At 72.1% G+C, this 18,861-nt stretch carries 17 protein-coding genes; 8 read left to right on the forward strand and 9 right to left on the reverse strand.

Annotated features, from left to right (window positions below; all coding sequences use genetic code 11):
* Positions 1–43: 43 nt before the first annotated feature.
* The 3 genes from KBY32_RS14450 to KBY32_RS14460 form a co-directional block, all read right to left on the reverse strand.
* Positions 44–1,480: an FG-GAP-like repeat-containing protein gene (locus tag KBY32_RS14450; protein ID WP_210980314.1), complete on the reverse strand. Its 1,437-nt coding sequence runs from the start codon at positions 1,478–1,480 to the stop codon at positions 44–46.
* A 255-nt stretch (positions 1,481–1,735) separates the two neighbouring features.
* On the reverse strand, positions 1,736–2,806 hold the full coding sequence (locus KBY32_RS14455; protein ID WP_210980315.1) for a CU044_5270 family protein: 1,071 nt from the start codon (positions 2,804–2,806) through the stop codon (positions 1,736–1,738).
* Positions 2,803–3,438, reverse strand: coding sequence for an RNA polymerase sigma factor (locus KBY32_RS14460; RefSeq protein ID WP_210980316.1), 636 nt, complete (start codon positions 3,436–3,438; stop codon positions 2,803–2,805). The genes KBY32_RS14455 and KBY32_RS14460 overlap by 4 nt, the downstream gene beginning before the upstream one ends.
* Positions 3,439–3,622: 184 nt before the next feature.
* Between KBY32_RS14460 and KBY32_RS14465 the strand changes: the two genes are divergently transcribed.
* The 4 genes from KBY32_RS14465 (at position 3,623) to KBY32_RS14480 (ending at position 8,536) form a co-directional block, all read left to right on the forward strand.
* Positions 3,623–4,591: a hypothetical protein gene (locus KBY32_RS14465; protein ID WP_210980317.1), complete on the forward strand. Its 969-nt coding sequence runs from the start codon at positions 3,623–3,625 to the stop codon at positions 4,589–4,591.
* 133 nt (positions 4,592–4,724) lie between these two features.
* Entirely contained in the window at positions 4,725–5,936 is a 1,212-nt protein-coding gene (locus tag KBY32_RS14470; protein WP_210980318.1) for an MFS transporter, read from the forward strand.
* A gap of 170 nt (positions 5,937–6,106) precedes the next feature.
* Positions 6,107–7,540: a cytochrome ubiquinol oxidase subunit I gene (locus KBY32_RS14475; protein ID WP_055619909.1), complete on the forward strand. Its 1,434-nt coding sequence runs from the start codon at positions 6,107–6,109 to the stop codon at positions 7,538–7,540.
* Positions 7,541–8,536 carry a cytochrome d ubiquinol oxidase subunit II gene (locus KBY32_RS14480; protein WP_210980319.1) on the forward strand — a complete coding sequence of 332 codons (996 nt, stop codon included), beginning with the start codon at positions 7,541–7,543 and terminating at the stop codon, positions 8,534–8,536.
* A 23-nt stretch (positions 8,537–8,559) separates the two neighbouring features.
* Here the strand turns inward: KBY32_RS14480 and KBY32_RS14485 are convergent, their stop codons facing one another.
* Entirely contained in the window at positions 8,560–9,465 is a 906-nt protein-coding gene (locus KBY32_RS14485) for a universal stress protein (RefSeq protein WP_210980320.1), read from the reverse strand.
* A gap of 145 nt (positions 9,466–9,610) precedes the next feature.
* On the opposite strand from KBY32_RS14485, the gene KBY32_RS14490 reads away from it, so the two are divergent.
* Complete coding sequence (locus tag KBY32_RS14490; RefSeq protein ID WP_210980321.1) at positions 9,611–10,186, forward strand: hypothetical protein; 576 nt, start codon at positions 9,611–9,613, stop codon at positions 10,184–10,186.
* 45 nt (positions 10,187–10,231) lie between these two features.
* Here KBY32_RS14490 and KBY32_RS14495 read toward each other — a convergent pair whose 3' ends face one another.
* Together KBY32_RS14495 and KBY32_RS14500 are read right to left on the reverse strand one after the other, a co-directional pair.
* Positions 10,232–11,158: a MerR family transcriptional regulator gene (locus KBY32_RS14495; protein ID WP_210980322.1), complete on the reverse strand. Its 927-nt coding sequence runs from the start codon at positions 11,156–11,158 to the stop codon at positions 10,232–10,234.
* A gap of 49 nt (positions 11,159–11,207) precedes the next feature.
* Complete coding sequence (locus KBY32_RS14500; protein ID WP_210980323.1) at positions 11,208–12,215, reverse strand: RNA polymerase subunit sigma-70; 1,008 nt, start codon at positions 12,213–12,215, stop codon at positions 11,208–11,210.
* A 147-nt stretch (positions 12,216–12,362) separates the two neighbouring features.
* On the opposite strand from KBY32_RS14500, the gene KBY32_RS14505 reads away from it, so the two are divergent.
* Complete coding sequence (locus KBY32_RS14505) at positions 12,363–13,427, forward strand: biotin/lipoate A/B protein ligase family protein (protein WP_210980324.1); 1,065 nt, start codon at positions 12,363–12,365, stop codon at positions 13,425–13,427.
* A gap of 23 nt (positions 13,428–13,450) precedes the next feature.
* On the opposite strand, the gene KBY32_RS14510 is transcribed toward KBY32_RS14505, so the two are convergent.
* Complete coding sequence (locus KBY32_RS14510; RefSeq protein ID WP_210980325.1) at positions 13,451–14,872, reverse strand: sugar porter family MFS transporter; 1,422 nt, start codon at positions 14,870–14,872, stop codon at positions 13,451–13,453.
* A gap of 278 nt (positions 14,873–15,150) precedes the next feature.
* Here KBY32_RS14510 and KBY32_RS14515 point away from each other — a divergent pair, with 278 nt between their 5' ends.
* Positions 15,151–15,897, forward strand: a complete 747-nt coding sequence (locus tag KBY32_RS14515; protein ID WP_210980326.1) for an SDR family oxidoreductase — start codon at positions 15,151–15,153, stop codon at positions 15,895–15,897.
* Positions 15,898–15,963: 66 nt separating this feature from the next.
* Here KBY32_RS14515 and KBY32_RS14520 read toward each other — a convergent pair whose 3' ends face one another.
* Positions 15,964–16,833, reverse strand: a complete 870-nt coding sequence (locus KBY32_RS14520) for an AraC family transcriptional regulator (RefSeq protein ID WP_210980327.1) — start codon at positions 16,831–16,833, stop codon at positions 15,964–15,966.
* A gap of 106 nt (positions 16,834–16,939) precedes the next feature.
* On the opposite strand from KBY32_RS14520, the gene KBY32_RS14525 reads away from it, so the two are divergent.
* On the forward strand, positions 16,940–17,773 hold the full coding sequence (locus KBY32_RS14525) for a helix-turn-helix domain-containing protein (protein WP_210980328.1): 834 nt from the start codon (positions 16,940–16,942) through the stop codon (positions 17,771–17,773).
* A 13-nt stretch (positions 17,774–17,786) separates the two neighbouring features.
* Here KBY32_RS14525 and KBY32_RS14530 read toward each other — a convergent pair whose 3' ends face one another.
* Positions 17,787–18,815, reverse strand: a complete 1,029-nt coding sequence (locus KBY32_RS14530) for a WxL protein peptidoglycan domain-containing protein (protein ID WP_210980329.1) — start codon at positions 18,813–18,815, stop codon at positions 17,787–17,789.
* Positions 18,816–18,861 lie beyond the last annotated feature (46 nt).

The following is an 18,861-nucleotide window of genomic DNA, read 5'->3' on the forward strand; positions in this document are numbered from 1 at the left end:
TCTGCTCCGGGGAGGGAAAGTCGGGTGTGCGGGGTGCGAGCGGTCACGGGCCGGTCACCACCTGGGCGAAGTGCGCGGCACCGCTCGAGCCGAGCCCGGCGCCGCCGGGACCGACGTTGACCGAGCCGGCGGCCGTGACGGACGTGGCCGAGCCGCGCAGGAGCCACAGGCTGCCCGCTCCGCCGTTCTCGCCGGGGGCGCCGACGAGCAGGTCGCCGTAACCGTCCTTATTCGTGTCGAGGACGCGCACGGCCGCGCCGAAGGTATCGCCGGTCTCCGAGGTGCCCGCCACACCCGCGGTGTTCTGGGTCCAGGTGCGGGCGTGGGCGGTGTCGAGCCGTCCCGCGGTGCCGCGGACGACGATGACGGATCCGCTGTTCCCGTTCTCCCCCGGGGCGCCGATCACGAGGTCGGCCCGGCCGTCCTTGTCGGTGTCGCCGACGGCGACGGAGGCGCCGAAGCGGTCCTTGGCCTCACCGGCTCCGGGTACGCCGGAGGTGTCCTGGGTGATGGTCTGGACGCTGCTCGGCGAACCGCCGTATCCGGCGTCGAAGTAGACGGTCACCTGCCCGCCGAGCGCGGTCCCGGGGCTCTGCGAGGGGTCCTCGGGGTTGCCGATGACCAGGTCGGGCGAGCCGTTGCCGTTGAGGTCGCCCACGGCGGAGACCGTGCCCGCGGGCAGTTGGGCGTCCTCGAACCCGGCCGGGTCGGCGAGCCAGGTGGCCGGGTCGTCGCCCGTTCCGTCGTAGCCCCAGCCGCCGTCCGACACTCCACGGCCGTGGACGATCAGCCGGTCGTTGTCGCTGTTGGGCAGGTCGACCTGGGTCAGGGCGACGATGCCGTGGGCCGGATTGAACATGAACCCGTTGCCGGAAGTGCCGGACTGCGCGGACAGGTCGGCCGGCATGTAGGTGACCTCGGCGTCGTTGGCGCCGATGGCGATGGACAGCTTGCCGTCGTTGACGGGGTTGAGTCCGTTGTAGACGCCCACGGCGAGGGTGCGTCCCCAGGCGTCGTGCGTCGTCGGCCAGGGGTCGGCGACGGTCCTTGCCTTCGTGAGGCCGGAGGCGGCGCCGTACACGACGGTGACGGAGCCGCCGCCGTCGTCCCCGTCGACGTCCTCGCCGGGCGCGCCGACCACGAGGTCGCTGTAGCCATCGCGGTTCAGGTCGTGGACGGCGACGGCGGCGCCGAAGCGGTCGCCGGCCTCGGCGGTGCCCGGCACGCCGGTGGAGTTCTGGGTCAGCACCGTGCGCCGGGAGGGGTCGATGCCGCGGGCGGTGCCGTACAGGACCACCACGGCCCCGGCTTTGGCATGCCCGGAGACCTTGGCGTCCTGGGCCGACACGACGACGTCCCGATAGCCGTCCTTGTCGATGTCGCCCGGGGCCCCGGAAGCGGCCTGCGCTCCTGCCGCGACGAGCGGGGACAGGCCCGACGCGAGCAGCGTCGCGGACATCAGCAGGGTGCGTTTGCGCACGAAGGTCCTCCCAGGGAAGCGGTGTCCGTGCCGGTCCCGTGGCCATCGCGGTCGCCGTCGCCGACACCGTTTGGCATGGCACGATCATGACCGGCGCAGGAGAGACTCCCGGAGGGGCTGAAGGGTTGTACGGGGCGAGCGACTTTTTTCTGTCTGCAGCCGTCGCCCCGCTCCTTTCAACTGCTCAGGGGTGGGATGCACTTGCCGGCCCGAGTACGGCCGGCAAGCTCACCCGTGCCTCTGGACCACAGACGTTCAGCCCGCCGCGCCGGGGATCTGCTGGTTGGCGTCGACGACGGCGCGGCGGGTGATCGCGCTGGTGAAGGTGACCGTGCCCACCTTGAACGGGCTGTCCGCCACCGACTTGACCACGACGATCCGCTCGCCGAGGAAGCGCAGTGTCTTCTTGTCGAAGATCCACTCGACGCGCTCGCCTCCGGTGGTGTCCTCCCGGGCGATGGCGACCCCGTGGCGGCCCATGGCGTCGACGGCGTCTTTCACGGCGACGACCCCGGGGATCTTCGCGGCGGCCTTGTAGAGGGCCGCGCTGACCTCGGCGGGCGGGTAGCTCTCGGTCAGCAGATCGCCGATGGCGACGAACGCGGCCTGGTCGCGCGGCACTTCGTGGTCCCGGGTGGCGTCCGACTCGCGGTAGATGTGGCGCAGCAGCGCGTCGGGGTCGGTGGGCAGCGCGGCGAGGACGTCGTAGGCCCCGGCCAACCTGACCTTGCTCGCCAGGGTGATGCCCTCGTCGCCGGTCTGGCCGGGCTCGATCAGCCAGCCGTCCTTGCCGTCGAGGGAGTTCCACACCCTGCGGGGGTGCAGCTCCTCGCTGACCACCGTGGTGGTGTCGCCGACGGACTTGGGGTAGGTGCTGGCCACCTGCGACTCGATGTAGATGTACTGGCCCTTGCGCGGGGCGGGCGTGGAGGTGTCCGCGGCGGCGAGGGAGATCTGGTCGAGCAGCCGGGGCGCGCCCTTGGCGTCGGCGACACCGACGGTGGTGGTCAGGGCGGGCCCGGTGGCCAGGGCGGTCCTGCCGTCGTCCGGGGAGCCCGAGGTGAGGGCGAGGCCGCCCGCGACCGCTCCGGCCAGCGCCAGGGCGGCGGCCGGCAGCAGGACCGTACGGCGCAGGAACGGGTTGGGGCGGCGCTTCGGGGCCTCCGGGCGGGTGGTGGTGCGCAGGTCTTCGTGGATCTGGGCCATCAACTGCTCCTTGTGGAACTGGTGGCGGCCCGCCGGCAGATCCCGCTCGGCACAGGGCAGCAGGCCCTGCGTCTCCGTCCACTCAGCCGGGTGCGGCTGGTGGGAGGGGCTGGCGTTCATCGGTTTCCTTCCTGTGCGGACCGGACCGTGTATCCGCGGTCATCCTGTATCTGCCGGTTTGCGGGGGTGGGTTCCCGTTTTTCGCGGAGCAGTTGCGCGTCGGTGAGTTTGCGCAGCCTGCCGCGGGCGCGGGACAGGCGGGAGCGGACGGTCCCGACGGGGATCCCGAGGACGCGCGCCACCTCGGCGTACGCCATCCCCTCGTGCAGACACAGGGTCAGCACCTCGCGCTCGGGGCGCTTGAGCAGGCTCAGGGCGGTCAGCGTGGCGTGGAGCGTGCGCCGGTCGTCCACGCGTCCGGCGATCGCCTCGGCATGGTCCTCGACGTCCTCCATCGCCGCCGCGGCCGCGCCCACGGCGGCGCGGTAGCGGCGGTCGCCGCGGTGGTGGGAGCGGGCCACGTTGGTGGCGATGCCGAGCAACCACGGCCGCAGCGTGCCGCCTTCGGCGTCGACCGTCTCCCGGCGCCGCCAGGCCTCCATGAACGTCGTCGACATGACGTCCTCGGCCGTCGACCAGTCGGCGGTCAGGCGGAAGGCGTGGTTGTACACCGCGCGGGCGCACTCGTCGAAAAGTTCCGCGAAGGCATCCGGGTCCCCGTTGCGCACCCGCGCTCGTCTGTCTGTCGTCACGTCCTGAACTGTCGGCCCGTGCGGCGGAGTTCCCATGACCTGCGTCACACCTGGCCTTCCCATCTCGTCGTGCGGCCCGTGCATCACCGGCGGACCGCTCGGAAGCGGAACCGGGCGGACGGGTGCGGGCGTCGCAGCCAGCATGAAGGATCACGCGGACCCCCACCGCGGTGGCGTCGGCCTCTTGAGGGAGGCCGCGCGGACCACCGTGCGCGCCCGACGCCCCGTGCTCGGTTCCGCACTTCTGGCGTGCGCGGGGGCGCTGGTCGTCGGCGGGAGTGTGGTGGCCGGTGCGTTCGCCGCCTCCTGGGGGCTCTTCTTACAGGCCAGGAGGGACGCCGAGTTCAGCATCGCGTCGGAGGACTCCTATGTCGCGTACGCCGACCAGTGGGACGACCTGGTCCGCGTCGCCCTGGTCGTGTTCCCCCTGCTGCTCCTGGTCGCCATGACCTGTGTCGCCTGGCTGCTCACCGCCCAGGCCGTGATCGTCGCGCACACCCGGCGCCGGTCCGGCGGGCTCCCCCTGCGTGCCGTGTGGGACCGCTCGCGTGGGCACCTCGGCGCCGCCCTCCGCGTGCAGGCGCTGACGGTGGCGTGCGCGCTCGGCCCCGCGCTGGCCGGTCTGGCGGTGCTGGTCGCGGTGGAGGAGGAGCTGGTGCCGGGCGTGGTCCGGCCGACCTATCACGACCCGGCGACCGTGCAGTTCATCCTCGTCGGCCGGATCCTGCCCGTGCTGATCTGGGCGGGCGGGCTCGTCCTTTTGGGCCGTTTCTCCCTGGCGACCGCCATCCGGGTGGCGGACGACTGCTCGGCCACCGTCGCCATGCGGCGCTCCTGGACGCTCACCCGCGCGGCCCGGTCCCGGACCACGGGGCTCTGGCTGCTGGGTCTCGGTGTCCTGGCGGTCGCCTTCACGCTGCTGAAGTGGCTCGGGACGTACGTCGCGCACGGGGCGGGGCTGCTCATGCTGGCCACCACCGACGACAACGTCTGGGTCACCGGTGTCCTCGTCCTCATCGTGCCGGTGGCGGTGGCGCTGGTCCTGCTGCCCCTGGCGCTGGCACCGGTCGGCGTCCTGCCGGCCTGCCTGCGCGAACGGCTCGACCACGACCCCGAGGCGGCCAGGGTGCCGTCGTGGGCGTCCGTCGAATGAGGACGCCAGGACCGTCTGACTCCCTGTCACCGTCACGGAGTGCGAGCGCCGCCCGCCTGTGGTGAGCTGATCAGGTCGAGCCGGCTCCGTGCGCGGGAGGCCGTCGCGCCCCGGCGACCCAGGGAAGGGCGGAATGACGGAACCCAGGCAGCGGAGTTTCCCTTGGTACGTCGTCGCGGCCGTGGTGTTCGCCGTGGGCATGGCCGGCACCACACTGCCCACCCCGCTGTACGGGCTGTACCGCGAGGAGATCGGCTTCTCGCAGTTCCTGATCACGGTGATCTTCGCCGTGTACGCCGTCGGTGTCATCGTCGCCCTGCTGCTGGCCGGCAGCTTCTCCGACGTGCTGGGCCGCCGGCCGATCATCTTCACCGCGCTCGTGCTGTCGGTCCTCTCCGCGCTCTGCTTCCTCTTCGAGGACGGACTCCCGCTGTTGTTCGTGGGCCGGGTGTTCTCGGGGTTCGCGGCCGGGCTGCTCAGCGGCGCCGCCACGGCGGCCGTCACCGAACTGGCCCGCCCCGACGAGCGGGCGCGAGCCGCGTTCGCGGCCACCGCGGCCAACATGGGCGGACTGGGGTGCGGGCCCCTGCTGGCCGGAGTCCTCGCGGAGTACGCCCCTCACCCGCTGCGGCTGCCCTTTCTGGTCCATATCGGCATGCTGGCGGTCGCCATGGTCCTGGTCGCGGCGCTGCCCGAGTCCGTGCACCGGCCCGTTCCGCGCCCGCCCCTGCGTCCCGAGGGCATGGTCGTGCCGCCGCAGACGCGGTCCGTCTTCGTACCGGCCGGGCTGGCGTCGTTCGCCGGTTTCTCGGTGCTGGGGCTGTTCACGGCCGTCGCCCCGTCGTTCGCCGCACAGTACCTGGGCGTCGACAACCTGGCCGTGGCCGGTGCGATCGTGCTGACGGTGTTCCTGGCCTCCACCGCCGGGCAGCTGATGGGCCGTACGGGTCCGGGCCGCGCCCTGCCGCTGGGCTGCGCCATCCTGATCGCCGGGTGCGTACTCATCGGCACCTCCCTCCTCGCGGAGTCCCTGGGGGTGCTGATCGCGGGCGCGGCCGTCGCCGGGATCGGACAGGGCATGTCGTTCCGCGCGTCGGTCGCCGGGGTGGCGCGGGCCGCGCCCGATGAGCAGCGCGGCGCGACGATCTCCGCGCTCTTCGTCGCCGCCTACGTCGGTATCTCGCTGCCGGTGGTCGGCATCGGCGCCCTGTCCGTCCCGCTCGGGCTGAGAAGCGCGGGGCTGATCTTCGTCGGGTGCGTCATCGTCGTAGCGGCGGCGGTGACGGTCCGTCTGGTCCGGCGCAGCAGCGTCACCGAGCCGCGTACCGACACGGTCGGCCGGTGAGCCCGGACCGGCGCGGCACGCCGGGTCGCCGCGCCCGAGGGACCGCGGCACGGCAGCGCCCGTGACCTAGCATGACCGAGGAAATAAAAGTGACATTTCGGTCACGGTGCCGTGCCCCCTCGTGAGGCGGGGCGCCGTTCCGCACCCGCGAGTCCGGACGAAAAGACACGATGCTCACACTCGACGCGGTCCTCAACGGTCTCGCCACCGCTGCGGACGAGCCCGCCCAATTACTCCCCGCCCGCCAGCAGATGGCCTTCACGCTCGGCTTCCACATCATCCTGGTGCCGTTCGGCGTGGCCCTGACCAGCCTCACCCTCATCGCCCACTACCGGGGGCTGCGGCGTGGCGACTCCACCGCCCTGCTGCTGGCCCGGCGCTGGTCGAAGGCGGCGGCCGTCCTGTTCGCCGTCGGCGCGGTCACCGGGACCGTCCTCACCTTCGAACTGGGCGTGCTGTGGCCCGGGTTGATGGGCACCTACGGGGCGGCCTTCGGCTTCCCCTTCTCCATCGAGGGCCTGTTCTTCTTCCTCGAGGCGATCTTCGTCTCGATCTACATCTACGGCTGGAACCGGCTGCCCCCGTGGGGGCACTTCTGGACCGGGGTGCCCGTCTCCCTGTCCGGCATCGGCGGCACCGCCTCCGTCGTCGCCGCGAACAGCTGGATGAACCAGCCGGGCGGCATCACGATGCGCGACGGGAAGGTCGTCGACGTCCGGCCGTCCGAGGTGTTCTTCAACGGCGCGTTCTGGGGCGAGACGATCCACATGCTGCTGGCCGCGTACATCGTGGCGGGCTTCACCGTCGCCAGCGTGTACGCCGTGGGCCTGCTGCGGGGCCGGGACAACGGCTACCACCGCACCGGGTTCCTCATCGGCTTCGTCACGGCGGCCTGTCTGATGCCCGTCCAGCTGTTCGTGGGCGACACGCTCGCCCGTGACGTCTTCAACGACGAACCCGCCAAGTTCGCCGCCATCGAGATGGTGCCGACCACCGACGACCACGTGCCGGAGACGCTGGGCGGGGTCCTGATCGACGGCGAGGTCCGCTACGGCTGGCAGATCCCCGACCTCGGCTCGATCCTGGCCGACTTCTCACCGTCCACAACGATCAAGGGGCTCGACGCGATCCCCGCCGACGTACGGCCCAGCGACCGCACGGTGAGCATCGTCCACCTCGCCTTCGACGTCATGGTCGGCACGGGCACCCTGCTGGCGCTGCTCGCGGCGTGGTTCGCCTGGCTCTGGTACCGGCACCGGCGGGTTCCGCACAACCGCTGGTTCCTGCGCGCCTGCGCCGTCAGCGGCCTCGTCGCCGTGATCTGCCTGGAGAGCGGGTGGGTCGTCACCGAGGTCGGGCGGCAGCCGTGGACCGTCGTCGGCCTGCTGCTGACCAAGGACGCGGTCACCACCGAAGGCAACATCTGGGCGCTGTTCGCGTGCGTACTCGCTCTGTACTGCGCGGTCGGCGCGGCGGCGATCTGGGTGCTGCGCTCGATGCGGCGGCGCTGGCGCGCCGAAGGGGACGACAACGTCACCGTGCCCTACGGCCCGGCGCCCGAGCCCGAGCCCGTGGCCGCCCGGCCGGGACCGAGGGAGCAGTAGATGCAGGACACCGTCGCCATCCTCCTGTTCGTCGGCGTGATCGCCTACGCCCTGCTCGGCGGGGCCGACTTCGGGGCCGGGTTCTGGGACCTCACCGCCGGAGGCGCCGAACGGGGCCGCCGCCCCCGGCACCTCATCGACACGTCCATCGGCCCCGTGTGGGAGGCCAACCACACCTGGCTCATCTACTGCCTGGTCATCCTCTGGTCCGGCTTCCCCACCGCGTTCACCGCGATCACCACCACGCTGTATCTGCCGCTCATCCTGGCCGGACTCGGAATCGTGCTGCGGGGAGCCGCGTTCGCCTTCCGCCACAACGCCATGCGCACCCCCGAACAACGGCTCTACGGCGCCCTGTTCGCGGTGTCCAGCCTCCTGACGCCGTACAGCTTCGGCGCCATCGCCGGTGCCATCGCGTCCGGGCGCGTCCCCACGGGCGGCAACGGCAACGCGGTGGCCAGCTGGAACCATCCGACCTCCCATCTGGGCGGGATCCTGGCCGTCGTGGTGTGCGCCTACCTGGCCGCCGTGTACCTGCACGTGGAGGCGCGGCGCGCGGACGACCCCGGGCTGGCCCGGTACTTCCGCGACCGGGGACTCGCCGCGGGCGTGGCGGCGGGCGCGGTGTCCGTCGCCGGCATCTTCGTCCTGCACTCCGACGCAGAACGGCTGTTCCACGACCTCAGCCATGTAGCCCTGCCGCTGGTCATCGGGGCCGCGGTGTGCGGGATCGCCTGCATGTTTCTGCTGCTCACCGACCGAAGGGTCCTGCTGCGGCAGACGGCCGCGGCGGCCGTCGCGCTCGTGGTGTGCGGATGGGGTGTCGCCCAGTACCCGTATCTGCTCGGCACCCACCTCACGCTCGACGAGGCCGCCTCACCCCGGGCCACGCTGCAGGTGCTGATCGTCGTCGCGTGCGTCGCCGGGGTCACGGTCCTCCCGTCCCTGGTTCTGCTGTTCCGGCTGGCGGGGCGGGGCCGTCTCACGATCCACTGAGGGTGTTGTCTCTGGCCGGCGTCTCAGTCGTGTGCGACGACGGCGACGGGGGCGGTGGCGTGATGCATGACCGCGTGGGTGACCGCGCCGATGTGGATACCGACGGGGCTGCGGCGCACCCGGCGGCCGACGACCACGAGGGAGGCGTCGCGGGCCGCGTCGATGAGATGGTTCGCGGGGCTGCCGAGCCGGGAGGCCTCGGTCACCTCGACGTCCGGGTACTTCTCCCGCCACGGCCGCAGCACCTCGGTGAGGGCGGCGGCCCGCTCACGGCTCATCTCCTCGCGCGGGTCCACACCGGCGGCCAGGCTGTAGACGTACGACGGCGGGAGGTTCCAGCCGGCGACGACGGTGAGCGCGGCCTCGCGGCGCCGGGCCTCGTCGAACGCGAAGGAGAGGACCGTGCCGTCAGGGTTACCGGTGTCCAGGCCCAGGACGACGGGCCGGAAGCCGGTGGCGGCCGACGGGATGCCGGCGGGGTCCTTCATGTGCTCGTCGGCGGCCTGTTCGCCCGCCCGGACCAGCACCACGGGCACCTTGGCGCGGGCGACGACCGACTGGCCGACGGAGCCGACCAGGAAGCCCGCGAGGCCGCTGAGGGCGCGCGAGCCCAGCACCAGCAGTTCGGCGTCCCCTGCGGCGTCGAGCAGCACGTCGGCCGGCGGGCCGGGCCACTGTTCGGTGGTCACCTCGATGCCCGGGTGCCGGAGCCGCAGGCCCTCGGCCGCGTCCCGGGGGATCCGCACGGTCCAGTGCTGGTGCGTCTCGGCGCCGAGGAGCGGGGCCTGTGTCAGGGGTTCCGGGGCCGGCTGCCAGACGTGGACCAGCCGTACCGGCACCTGGCGGAGCGTCGCCTCGCGGGCCGCCCACTCGGCGGCCGCCCGGCTCTCGCTCGAGCCGTCCAGTCCCACGGTGATCGTGCGGGCCATGCCGATCTCCTCCTCAGTCCGCTTCTCCTGCCTCCACCCTGTCTCCGGGAGGGGGCGTAGGGCAGGGGCCTGTGGTCCCGGAACGGGGCCGATGGTCCCAAGGGCCTGACGATGGCGGGGTCCCGGCCTGCGGTTGAATGAGCGGATGGATGAGACCGCCGCACTGCGGCTCCGCCGGGCCGTTCGGCGTATCGCGGAGTCCACCCGTGAACGCGCCGCCACCGGGGTCGGCCCGGAGGAAGCCGACGACGTGGACGGAACGTTCGGCACGGACGGCGCGCTCGGCTTCGACCCGTTCCCCTTTCTGCGGGCCCTGCACGAGGCCGGTTCACGGGCGGTGGTCGTCGGGCAGGTGGCCGGCATCCTGCACGGCTCGACCGAGCTGACGGGAGACCTCGACCTGCTGTGGGACGGGACACCCGAGCAGGCGCGGGTTCTGCGCCGGGCCCTGACGGCGGCGGGCTGCACGGACCTGCCCGATCTGGACCGCCCGCAGGTGGTCTACCGGGTGACCGGCGCGAGCGGCGACCTCTGTACGTCGGCCCTGGCCTGGGGCGACATGGACGTGACGCCCTGCCTCGACCGGGCCGCGGTCACCCACGACCCGGCGGGCTTCGACATCCTCTACGCCGACCTGGACGACCTGATCCTCATGCGCCGCTCCCTCGGCCGCCCCAAGGACCACCGCCGCGCGGCGGAATTGGAAAGCCTGCGCGCCTGACGGCTACCCCTCGTGAACGAGTCCCTGATCGGCGCGGGAAACGCGTCAAGCTGCCCTGATCCGCAGGGCCGTCACGGACCAGTCGATCACCGGGGTGAGGCGTTCCGGTGCCGGCCAGTCGTTGATCAGTGCGAGCAGGCCGACGTAACGGTCCCTGCGGGGATCGGCCGCGGTGTGCAGGCGGTGCAGCAGCCATCGGTGCGGCTCGGCGTCGTCCGGGCGGCCGTGGGCCCGTGTGCAGTGGGCGGTGAGGTCCGCGACGACGGGATCTGCCTGGGGCGATTCGGGGTCGATGCCGCGTGCCACGGCGGGGCCTGCGAGATCCCGGACGATGGCGATCAGGTCGGGGCGCGGTGGCGTGGGGGCGTCGTCCGGCAGGGCAGCGGCGTGCAGGCGCCGCACGGTGGCGCGGAAGTCCGGGTCCAGAGACAGTTCGGCCAACTCCACCCACGCGTTGATCTGTTCGCCCGTGGGGTCGTCGGGGAGCTCGGGTGTCATGGAACGCCGAGCCGCGGCGTACTGGGCGCCGCCGTGGGGGCCTTCGAAGACGCTGTCGAGGAAGTCCTCGATCAGACGCCGGCGTTCGGCTTCGGACAGCGTGGCCAGCTGGTGCATGCGTTCCATCTCCTCGGGGGTGGATGCTCGTCGGGCGGCGGCTGTCAGGACGACCCGTCGGAGACGCAGGATGCCGATCTGCGCGTCGAGTGCGGCGATGTGTTCCGTGGCGACTTCGCTCAGGCTGAGTTCCTGGTCCAGGACCTGCCGGATCACGGGCAGGCCGAGGCCCAGGTCTCGCAGCGTCCGCACGAGGGCGAGACGGGCGACGGTGTCCGGGGCGTAGAGCCGGTAGCCGGCGTGGGTGCGGCCGGCGGGCTCGACGATGCCCCGGTCGGAGTAGAACCGGATGGTCTTGACCGTCAGCCCGGTGCGCCGGGCCAGTTCGCCGATCGGGTACAGGGTGCCGCCGTCCATGAGCTCACCTCACCGTCTCCCCCTGCGGGAGACTCAAGTCTGCCGCTCCCTACTCCCGCTCCGTGCCATCGGCCGCGAGGCGGGCCGGGAGGCCGAGGTGGGGGAACTGGTCGCTGTCGAAGGTGGTGATCTCGGTGATCGCGCCGCCCGTGATGCGCAGGACGTCGATCGTCAGCGGCAGATACGCGCCCTGCTGTCCCTGCCACAGGTAGTAGGCGACGGCGGGCTGGCGGTTCACGGCGGTGGGGACGGGGCGCAGGCCCTTCATGCCCTCGTAGCCGTCCTCGATCCAGCCGGCCACGACCGTGTCACGTCCGACGGTCAGCCCCTGCGTGGGCGGCATCGCGAACCGGACGTCGTCCCGCAGCATCGCGGTGAGTGCCGGGATGTCCGTGGCCACACTGGCCTCGGTGAAGCGGCGTACGAGGTCGCGGGTCGCGGCGTCCTCCTCGTCGCCGGTCCAGTCCTGGCGCTCGGCGGGCAGGTGCTCGCGCAGGCCGGCGCGGGCGCGCTGCAGGGCGCTGTTGACGGAGTTCACCGAGTCGCCGAGGAATGCCGCGACCTCCTTGGCCGGCCAGCCGAGGACGTCCCGCAGGATCAGTACGGCCCGGGGGCGGGGCGCGAGGTGCTGGACCGCGACCAGATACGCCAGCTCGATCGTCTCCCGCGCGACGGCGACCGCCTCCGGCTCGTCGGCGTCGTCCGCGGACAGTTCGTCGAGCAGACGGTCCGGGTAGGGCTGCAGCCACGGCACCTCCCCGCCGGTCGCCGGCTGTGGGCGGCACTTGGCGAGCAGGTCGAGGCAGGCGTTGGTGGCGATCCGGTACAGCCAGGCCCGGAACGTCGACCGGCCCTCGAAGGTCTCCCGGCGGCGCCAGGCCCGCAGGAACGTCTCCTGCACGGTGTCCTCGGCGTCCTCGAACGACCCGAGCATCCGGTAGCAGTGCACGTGGAGCTCCCGCCTGTGCCGCTCGGCCAGGCCCGAGAACTCCGGTTCCCCGATGTCGTCCAGCCGGGTCGGGGCCAGGTCCTCCGCCGGTCGTGTGTCCGCGCTCATCGTGTCGTCCTTCCCGCCGCGTCGTGTCCCGTCATAGGTGTGACGGGCGTGCGGCCAGAAACTCATCACTCGCCCGGCCGGGCGCCCCGTGGGAACACTCCGGCTCCGCCGCCGGTTCCACCTTGGCGGAGAAGGGATGGCGACATCGTGCACGGTGAGTACAAGGTTCCCGGCGGCAAGCTCGTCGTGGTGGACGTCGAGGTGGAGGACGGGGTGCTGCGGCACCCGCAGGTGGCCGGTGACTTCTTCCTGGAGCCGGACGAGGCGCTCCACGCGGTCAACCGGGCTCTCGACGGCGCCCCCGCCGACACCGACGCCGCCGGTCTGGCGAGCCGTATCGACCGGGCCCTGCCCGAGGGGACCGTCATGTACGGGCTGACCTCGGAGGCGGTCGGTATCGCGGTGCGGCGGGCGCTCGCCCACGCCACGGACTGGACGGACTACGACTGGCAGCTCGTCTACGACGGTCCGCAGAGCCCGGGGCTGCACATGGCCCTGGACGAGGTGCTCACCGCGGAGATCGCCGCCGGTCGCCGCCCGCCGACGCTGCGGGTATGGGAGTGGGCCGCACCGGCGGTGATCATCGGCAGCTTCCAGTCGCTGCGCAACGAGGTCGACGCGCAGGGCGCCGAACGGCACGGCATCGAGGTCGTCCGCCGTATCTCGGGCGGCGGGGCGATGTTCGTGGAGCCCGGCAACACGATCACGTACTCGCTGTCGGTGCCGGACTCCCTCGTCCAGGGCCTGTCGTTCCAGGACAGCTACGCCTACCTCGACGACTGGGTGCTGGACGCGCTCGGTGAGATGGGCATCAAGGCCTGGTACCAGCCGCTGAACGACATCGCCACCGAGCAGGGCAAGATCGCCGGTGCGGCGCAGAAGCGCCTCGTGGGACCCGACGGCGGACCCGGAGCCGTTCTGCACCACGTGACCATGGCGTACGACATCGACGCCGACAAGATGCTCGAGGTGCTGCGCACCGGCCGGGAGAAGCTGTCGGACAAGGGCACCAGGAGCGCGAAGAAGCGGGTGGACCCGCTGCGCCGGCAGACCGGTCTGCCCCGGCACGAGGTCATCGCGGGCCTGGTCGACTCCTTCCGGCGCCGCTACGGCCTCACCGACGGCAAGGTCACGGACGAGGAGCTGGCCCGGGCGCAGGAACTCGTCCGCACCAAGTTCTCCACGCCCGAGTGGACGACACGCGTGCCCTGACCGGCCGGCCGGGGAGAGGGCCGTCAGCCCATCTCCTCCAGCCGCTTGCCCTTGGTCTCCTTGACGAACTTCAGCACGAACGGGATCGAGAGCGCGGCGAACACCGTGTAGATCACGTAGGTGGCCGACAGGTTCCAGTCGGCCAGCGACGGGAAGCTCGCGGTGATGGCCCAGTTGGCGATCCACTGTGCGGCCGCCGCCACACCCAGGGCGGCGGCGCGCAGCCGGTTGGGGAACATCTCGCCGAGCAGCACCCAGACGACCACGCCCCACGACAGGGCGAAGAACAGTACGAACAGATGGGCGGCGATCAGGGCGACCCAGCCCTGGGTGGCGGGCAGCTTGCCGTCGACCAGGTCGTAGGAGAAGGCCCAGGCCTCCAGGCCGAGGCCGACGACCATGCCGACCGACCCGATCAGGGCGAGCGGTTTGCGGCCGATCCGGTCGACGAAGATGATCGCGACGACCGTGCCGACGATGTTGATGATCGACGTCGTGAACGAGTAGAAGAACGAGTCGGTCGGGTCGACGCCCACGGACTGCCACAGCGTGGACGAGTAGTAGAAGGCCACGTTGATGCCGACGAACTGCTGGAACGCCGACAGGCCGATACCGACCCACACGATCGGCTTGAACAGGAACGTGCCGCCCAGCAGGTCCTTGAACGACGACCTGCGCTCGGAGCGCATCGCCTGCTCGATCTCGGTGATCCGGGCGTCGAAGTCGACGTTCTCGCCCTCGACCTCCGCGAGGATCCGCCGGGCACGCTCGCGCTTGCCGACCGCGATCAGGAAGCGGGGCGACTCGGGGATCGCGAAGGACAGCAGACCGTACAGGACGGCCGGGACGACCATGACGCCGAGCATGACCTGCCAGGCCTCCAGCCCCATGAGCCGACCGCGCTGGTCGCCTCCGGCGGCGTTCAGGATCCCCCAGTTGACGAGCTGCGACATCGCGATGCCGACGACGATCGCGGCCTGCTGGAAGGAACCGAGCCGCCCGCGGTAGGCGGGCGGGGCCACCTCGGCGATGTAGGCCGGGCCGATCACCGAGGCCATGCCGATGGCGAAGCCACCCACGATCCGCCAGAAGGCGAGGTCCCACAGCGCGAACGGCAGCGCCGACCCCACCGCGCTGATCGTGAACAGCACGGCCGCGATCTGCATACAGCGGATCCGGCCGATCCGGTCCGCGATCCGTCCGGCCGTCGCCGCGCCCACCGCACAGCCGATCAGCGCGATGGCGATGACCTGCGCCAGCGCGGCCGAGCCGACGTCGTAGCGGTCGCGGATCGCCTCGACGGCACCGTTGATCACCGAACTGTCGTAGCCGAAGAGGAAGCCGCCCATCGCGGCCGCCGCCGCGATGAAGACGACGTGCCCGAGATGGTCGGGGTGAGCCGTGGCGGCTCCTGACTGGGGTGACTGCGACGCGGTGCTGGTCACGTGAACTCCTCGGGCCACCGGCCACACCCCTGGGCGTGGACTGCGGTCATGCGGTGATCAACGGCAGGGCTTCTATCCGGTGCCCCCGGCGCGCGCCGATATGCCTCACCCGGGGCACGCTGGAACCGACCGCTGTCGAGGACGTCGGCTCTTCCCGGCGCACCGGCTGTCACAGACGGGAGGGCTGCCCGGTCAGAAGGGTGCAAGCAGTCGTCGCCGGATCCGGCGGGCGCCGCGCCGCGCGAGGCGGGCGGTGCCGTGGACGGAAGGAAAGATCCATGAAGGTCGTAGTGATCGGTGGGACCGGGCTCATCGGCTCGAAGGTGGTCGCCGCGCTCACCGAACACGGGCACGAGGCGGTGGCCGCCTCCCCCAGCACCGGCGTCGACACCCTGACGGGCGAGGGTCTGGCGGAGGCCCTGGCGGGCGCGTCGGTCGTCGTCGACGTCACGAACTCCCCGTCGTTCGCCGACGACGCCGTGCTGGACTTCTTCCGCCGGTCCACGGAGCAGCAGCTCAAGGCGGAGAGCGAGGCCGGGGTCGCCCACCATGTGGCGCTGTCCGTCGTGGGCACCGACCGTCTGCAGGCGATCGGCTACTTCCGCGCCAAGCAGACGCAGGAGGACATGATCCGGGAGTCCGGGGTCCCGTTCTCCATCGTGCGGGCGACGCAGTTCTTCGAGTTCGCCCAGGGCCTGGCGGACTCGGCCACCCAGGACGGCACGGTCGTCGCCGCGCCCATCAAGATGCAGCCGATCTTCTCCGGTGACGTGGCGGCGGCCGTGGCCCGCACCGCGGTGGGCGCGCCGGTGAACGGCATCGTCGAGGTCGCCGGGCCCGACACCTTCGCGTTCGAGGACTTCCTGCGCAAGGGACTCGCGGTGCAGGGCGACCCGCGCCCGGTCGTGACGGACCCGCAGGGCCTGTACTGGGGTGCCGCTCTCCAGGAGTCCGACCTGCTCGCCGGCCCGGACGCGTCGATCGGCGCGACCTCGCTGGCGGAGTGGAGCGCGCGGCAGGCGTAGCTCCCTGGACGCGCCGAGCTCTGGGCCGACGGGGTTTCCGTCGGCCCGGAGCTCGGCCGTTCGCCGTCAGGCGGGTTCGACGGGCAGCCACAGTTCGCAGGTCGCGGTGCTGAAGTCCGCCGCGCGGTCCAGGACGGCGACGATCGACGGGCCCGTCCGCAGCCGCCACGGGTTGGACGGGAACCACTCGGTCGCGGTCGCCGCCCAGGTCGTCTGCAGGGCCTGCGGATGCGGTCCGCTGGTCCGGAAGACCGCCCACATGCCCGCCGCCACCTCGATGGTGTGGAGACCGTCCGGGACGGGCGTGTCCTGGTCGAGGGCGACACCGTGCAGATAGGTGAGTTCGCTGCCCTCGGTGGCGTCGGGGTCGACGTCGTCGCTGACCTGCAGCAGGCCGGCCGGTTCGGTGTCGCTGAGTCCCTTCAGCCGTACGTGCTCCTCCGGCGGCAGTGCCGCGATGTGCTCCTGGATGTGCGGGTTGACGCCCTGGTGGATGAGCGGCACGCGGGCGGCGTGGCCGGCCAGCCGGAACGCGGGGCGGTCGACGAGGCGGGTGTCCATGGGGATGCTCCCTTCGACGGTCAGGCGGAACCTGAGCTGCGGTTGTGTGCGAAGGGGGCCTCCGTCACGGCGTACGTCACCGGGTCCGGCGCCGTGGACCGCCCGGAACGCGCGTCCGAACGCCTCGCTGGAGCCGTAACCGTGCCGGACGGCGATGTCCAGCAGGTCGTTCTCGCCCCGGACGATGTCCGCGGCGGCGACGGTCATACGGCGCCGCCGCACGTACTCCGACAGCGGCATGCCGGCGAGCGACGAGAACATCCGGCGCAGGTGGTACTCGGTGGTGCCGAGTTCCCCCGCCAGCCGGCCGAGGTCGAGTTCCTCGCCGAGATGCCGTTCGACCTGGTCGACGAGCCGGTTGAGTGCCGAGATCATGAGGTCTCCCTTCGCCGACAACCCTGGCAGCGGGCACTCCGGCCGCGCCCGATCGTTGCGGTCCGATCCGATCATGCGCCCTCGGCGTCTGGCGCAAGATGGAGACATGAACAGACTTGGGGACGCGCTGCGGGCGTGGCGGGACCGGCTGGACCCGGCGGAGGCCGGGCTGACGCAGGGGGCGCGACGCCGGGTGCCGGGGCTGCGGCGCGCCGAGCTGGCCATGCTCGCCGGGATCTCCGTCGAGTACGTCGTCCGGCTCGAACAGGGACGGGTGGCGACGCCTTCCGCGCAGGTGTGCTCGGCGCTGGCCCGTGCCCTGCGGCTGTCCGACGACGAGCAAGCGCATCTGCTGCGCCTGGCCGGCCACACCGCCGGCCCCGGCCGCCTCCCGCGGATCATCCCGGCGAGCCTGTACCGGATCATGGACCAGCTCGCCGCCCAGCCGGTGGCGGTCTACGACGGCATCTGGCAACTCCTGTACTGGAACCCGCTGTTCGCGGCCACCTTCGGGGAGGGCGCGGTGGGCGACGCCGAGGACGGCAATGTGCTGGTGTGGCAGTTCCTGGCGGAGCTGCCACGGATCCGGCAGTCGCCGTCCGAGCGGGAGGCGTTCGAGGAGTCCCTGATCGCCGACCTGCGGGCCACGACCAGCCGGTACCCCGGCGACCCGGACGTCGAGGCGCTGATCGTCAAGCTGAGCCGCAGCCCCAGGTTCCGTGAGCTGTGGGACCGCGGGGCGGTCGGCGGACACGAGAGCGCGCTCAAGCGGGTGGAGCATCCGGAGGTCGGGGACATCGCCCTGCTCTCCAGCATCCTGACCACGGAGGGCGGCCTCCGCCTCGTGGTGTTCACCCCGCAGCCGGGCACCGACGCCCGCGGCAAGCTCGACCTTCTCGGCGCGGTCGGCCTGCAGACCATGTCCACCGCCAGGGAGTAGATGTCCGGGCTCCCTACGCCTCCTGCAGCGCCCGCTCCACGGCCTCCCGTACCCGGACGGCTTCGCGTTCCCTGCGCCGCGCGCGGGCCCGGCGTACGAGGAGCGAGGTCACGGCGACCACGAGGAGCAGCAGGCCGGCGAGCCAGGGAACGGCCCAGGTGTGCGCGGTCGCCTCGACCGGCTTCAGGGGCGTGGTCGAGCCGGAAGGATCGGTGAGCAGGGGCAGCAGCTCGGCGGTCGCCGTAAGGCGTACGCCGGGTGCGACGCCCCGCACGGGAACCTTCACCGTCCACCGCTCCCCCGGCAGCAGCTTGGGGGTGTCGGCCACGTCGTGCGCCGCCGTATGCAGCCAGCCGAACGGGCCTTGGACGGAGACATCCTGGCGGGCGGAGAGCAGGGCGTTGCCGGTGTTGTGGACGGTGTAGGCGACGGTGGCCGTGCCCTTCGCGAAGGGGTTCACGGTGCCGTCGTAGTCGACGTGCAGGTCCTCGACGGCGAGCCGGGGCGTGAGTTCGCCGCCGACGCGAAGGGCGAGACGGACGCCGAGGCGGCGGTCGACGTTGATGCCCGCGGCGGTGTCGGACTGCTTGAGGGAGGTGAGGAGGCCGCCGACGTGGTCGCCGGGGGTGGCGTTCTTCGGGACGGTGACGGTGAAGGGGACGTCGGCGGACTTGCCGGGCTTGATCGTGAGGGTGTCGGTCCGGGGGTGCACCCAGGCGCCGACGCCGACGGACTCCTTCTCCCGGGTGAGCAGGTCGAGTTGTCCGGCGTCGGTGGTGTAGCCGTCGGCAGCGTACACGGCGAGGCGGAGGGTGCTCCTGCCCCGGTTGGTGACGACCATCGTGTCCTCGACCGTGCCGCCCGGATTCACGGCGTAGCCGAAGCTGGAGCGGTCGTCGCCGTACCCGTTCGCGGCGGTCCGGACCGTCCAGCTGACGTCGCCGTCTGCGGCCGTGGCAGGTCCGGCGCGCAGGCCCGTGAGCGCGAGGGCGGTGAAAAGGACGAGGAGCGCGGCGAGGCGGGGACGTCTGTGCGTGGGCATCTGGGGTTCTCCAGGAGGGGGCGGGGGGGGGGGGGGGGGGGGGGCC

Origin of the sequence: Streptomyces sp. RK62 (genome assembly GCF_018070255.1) — a bacterium.
GTDB classification, from domain to species: Bacteria; Actinomycetota; Actinomycetes; order Streptomycetales; family Streptomycetaceae; genus Streptomyces; species Streptomyces nigra.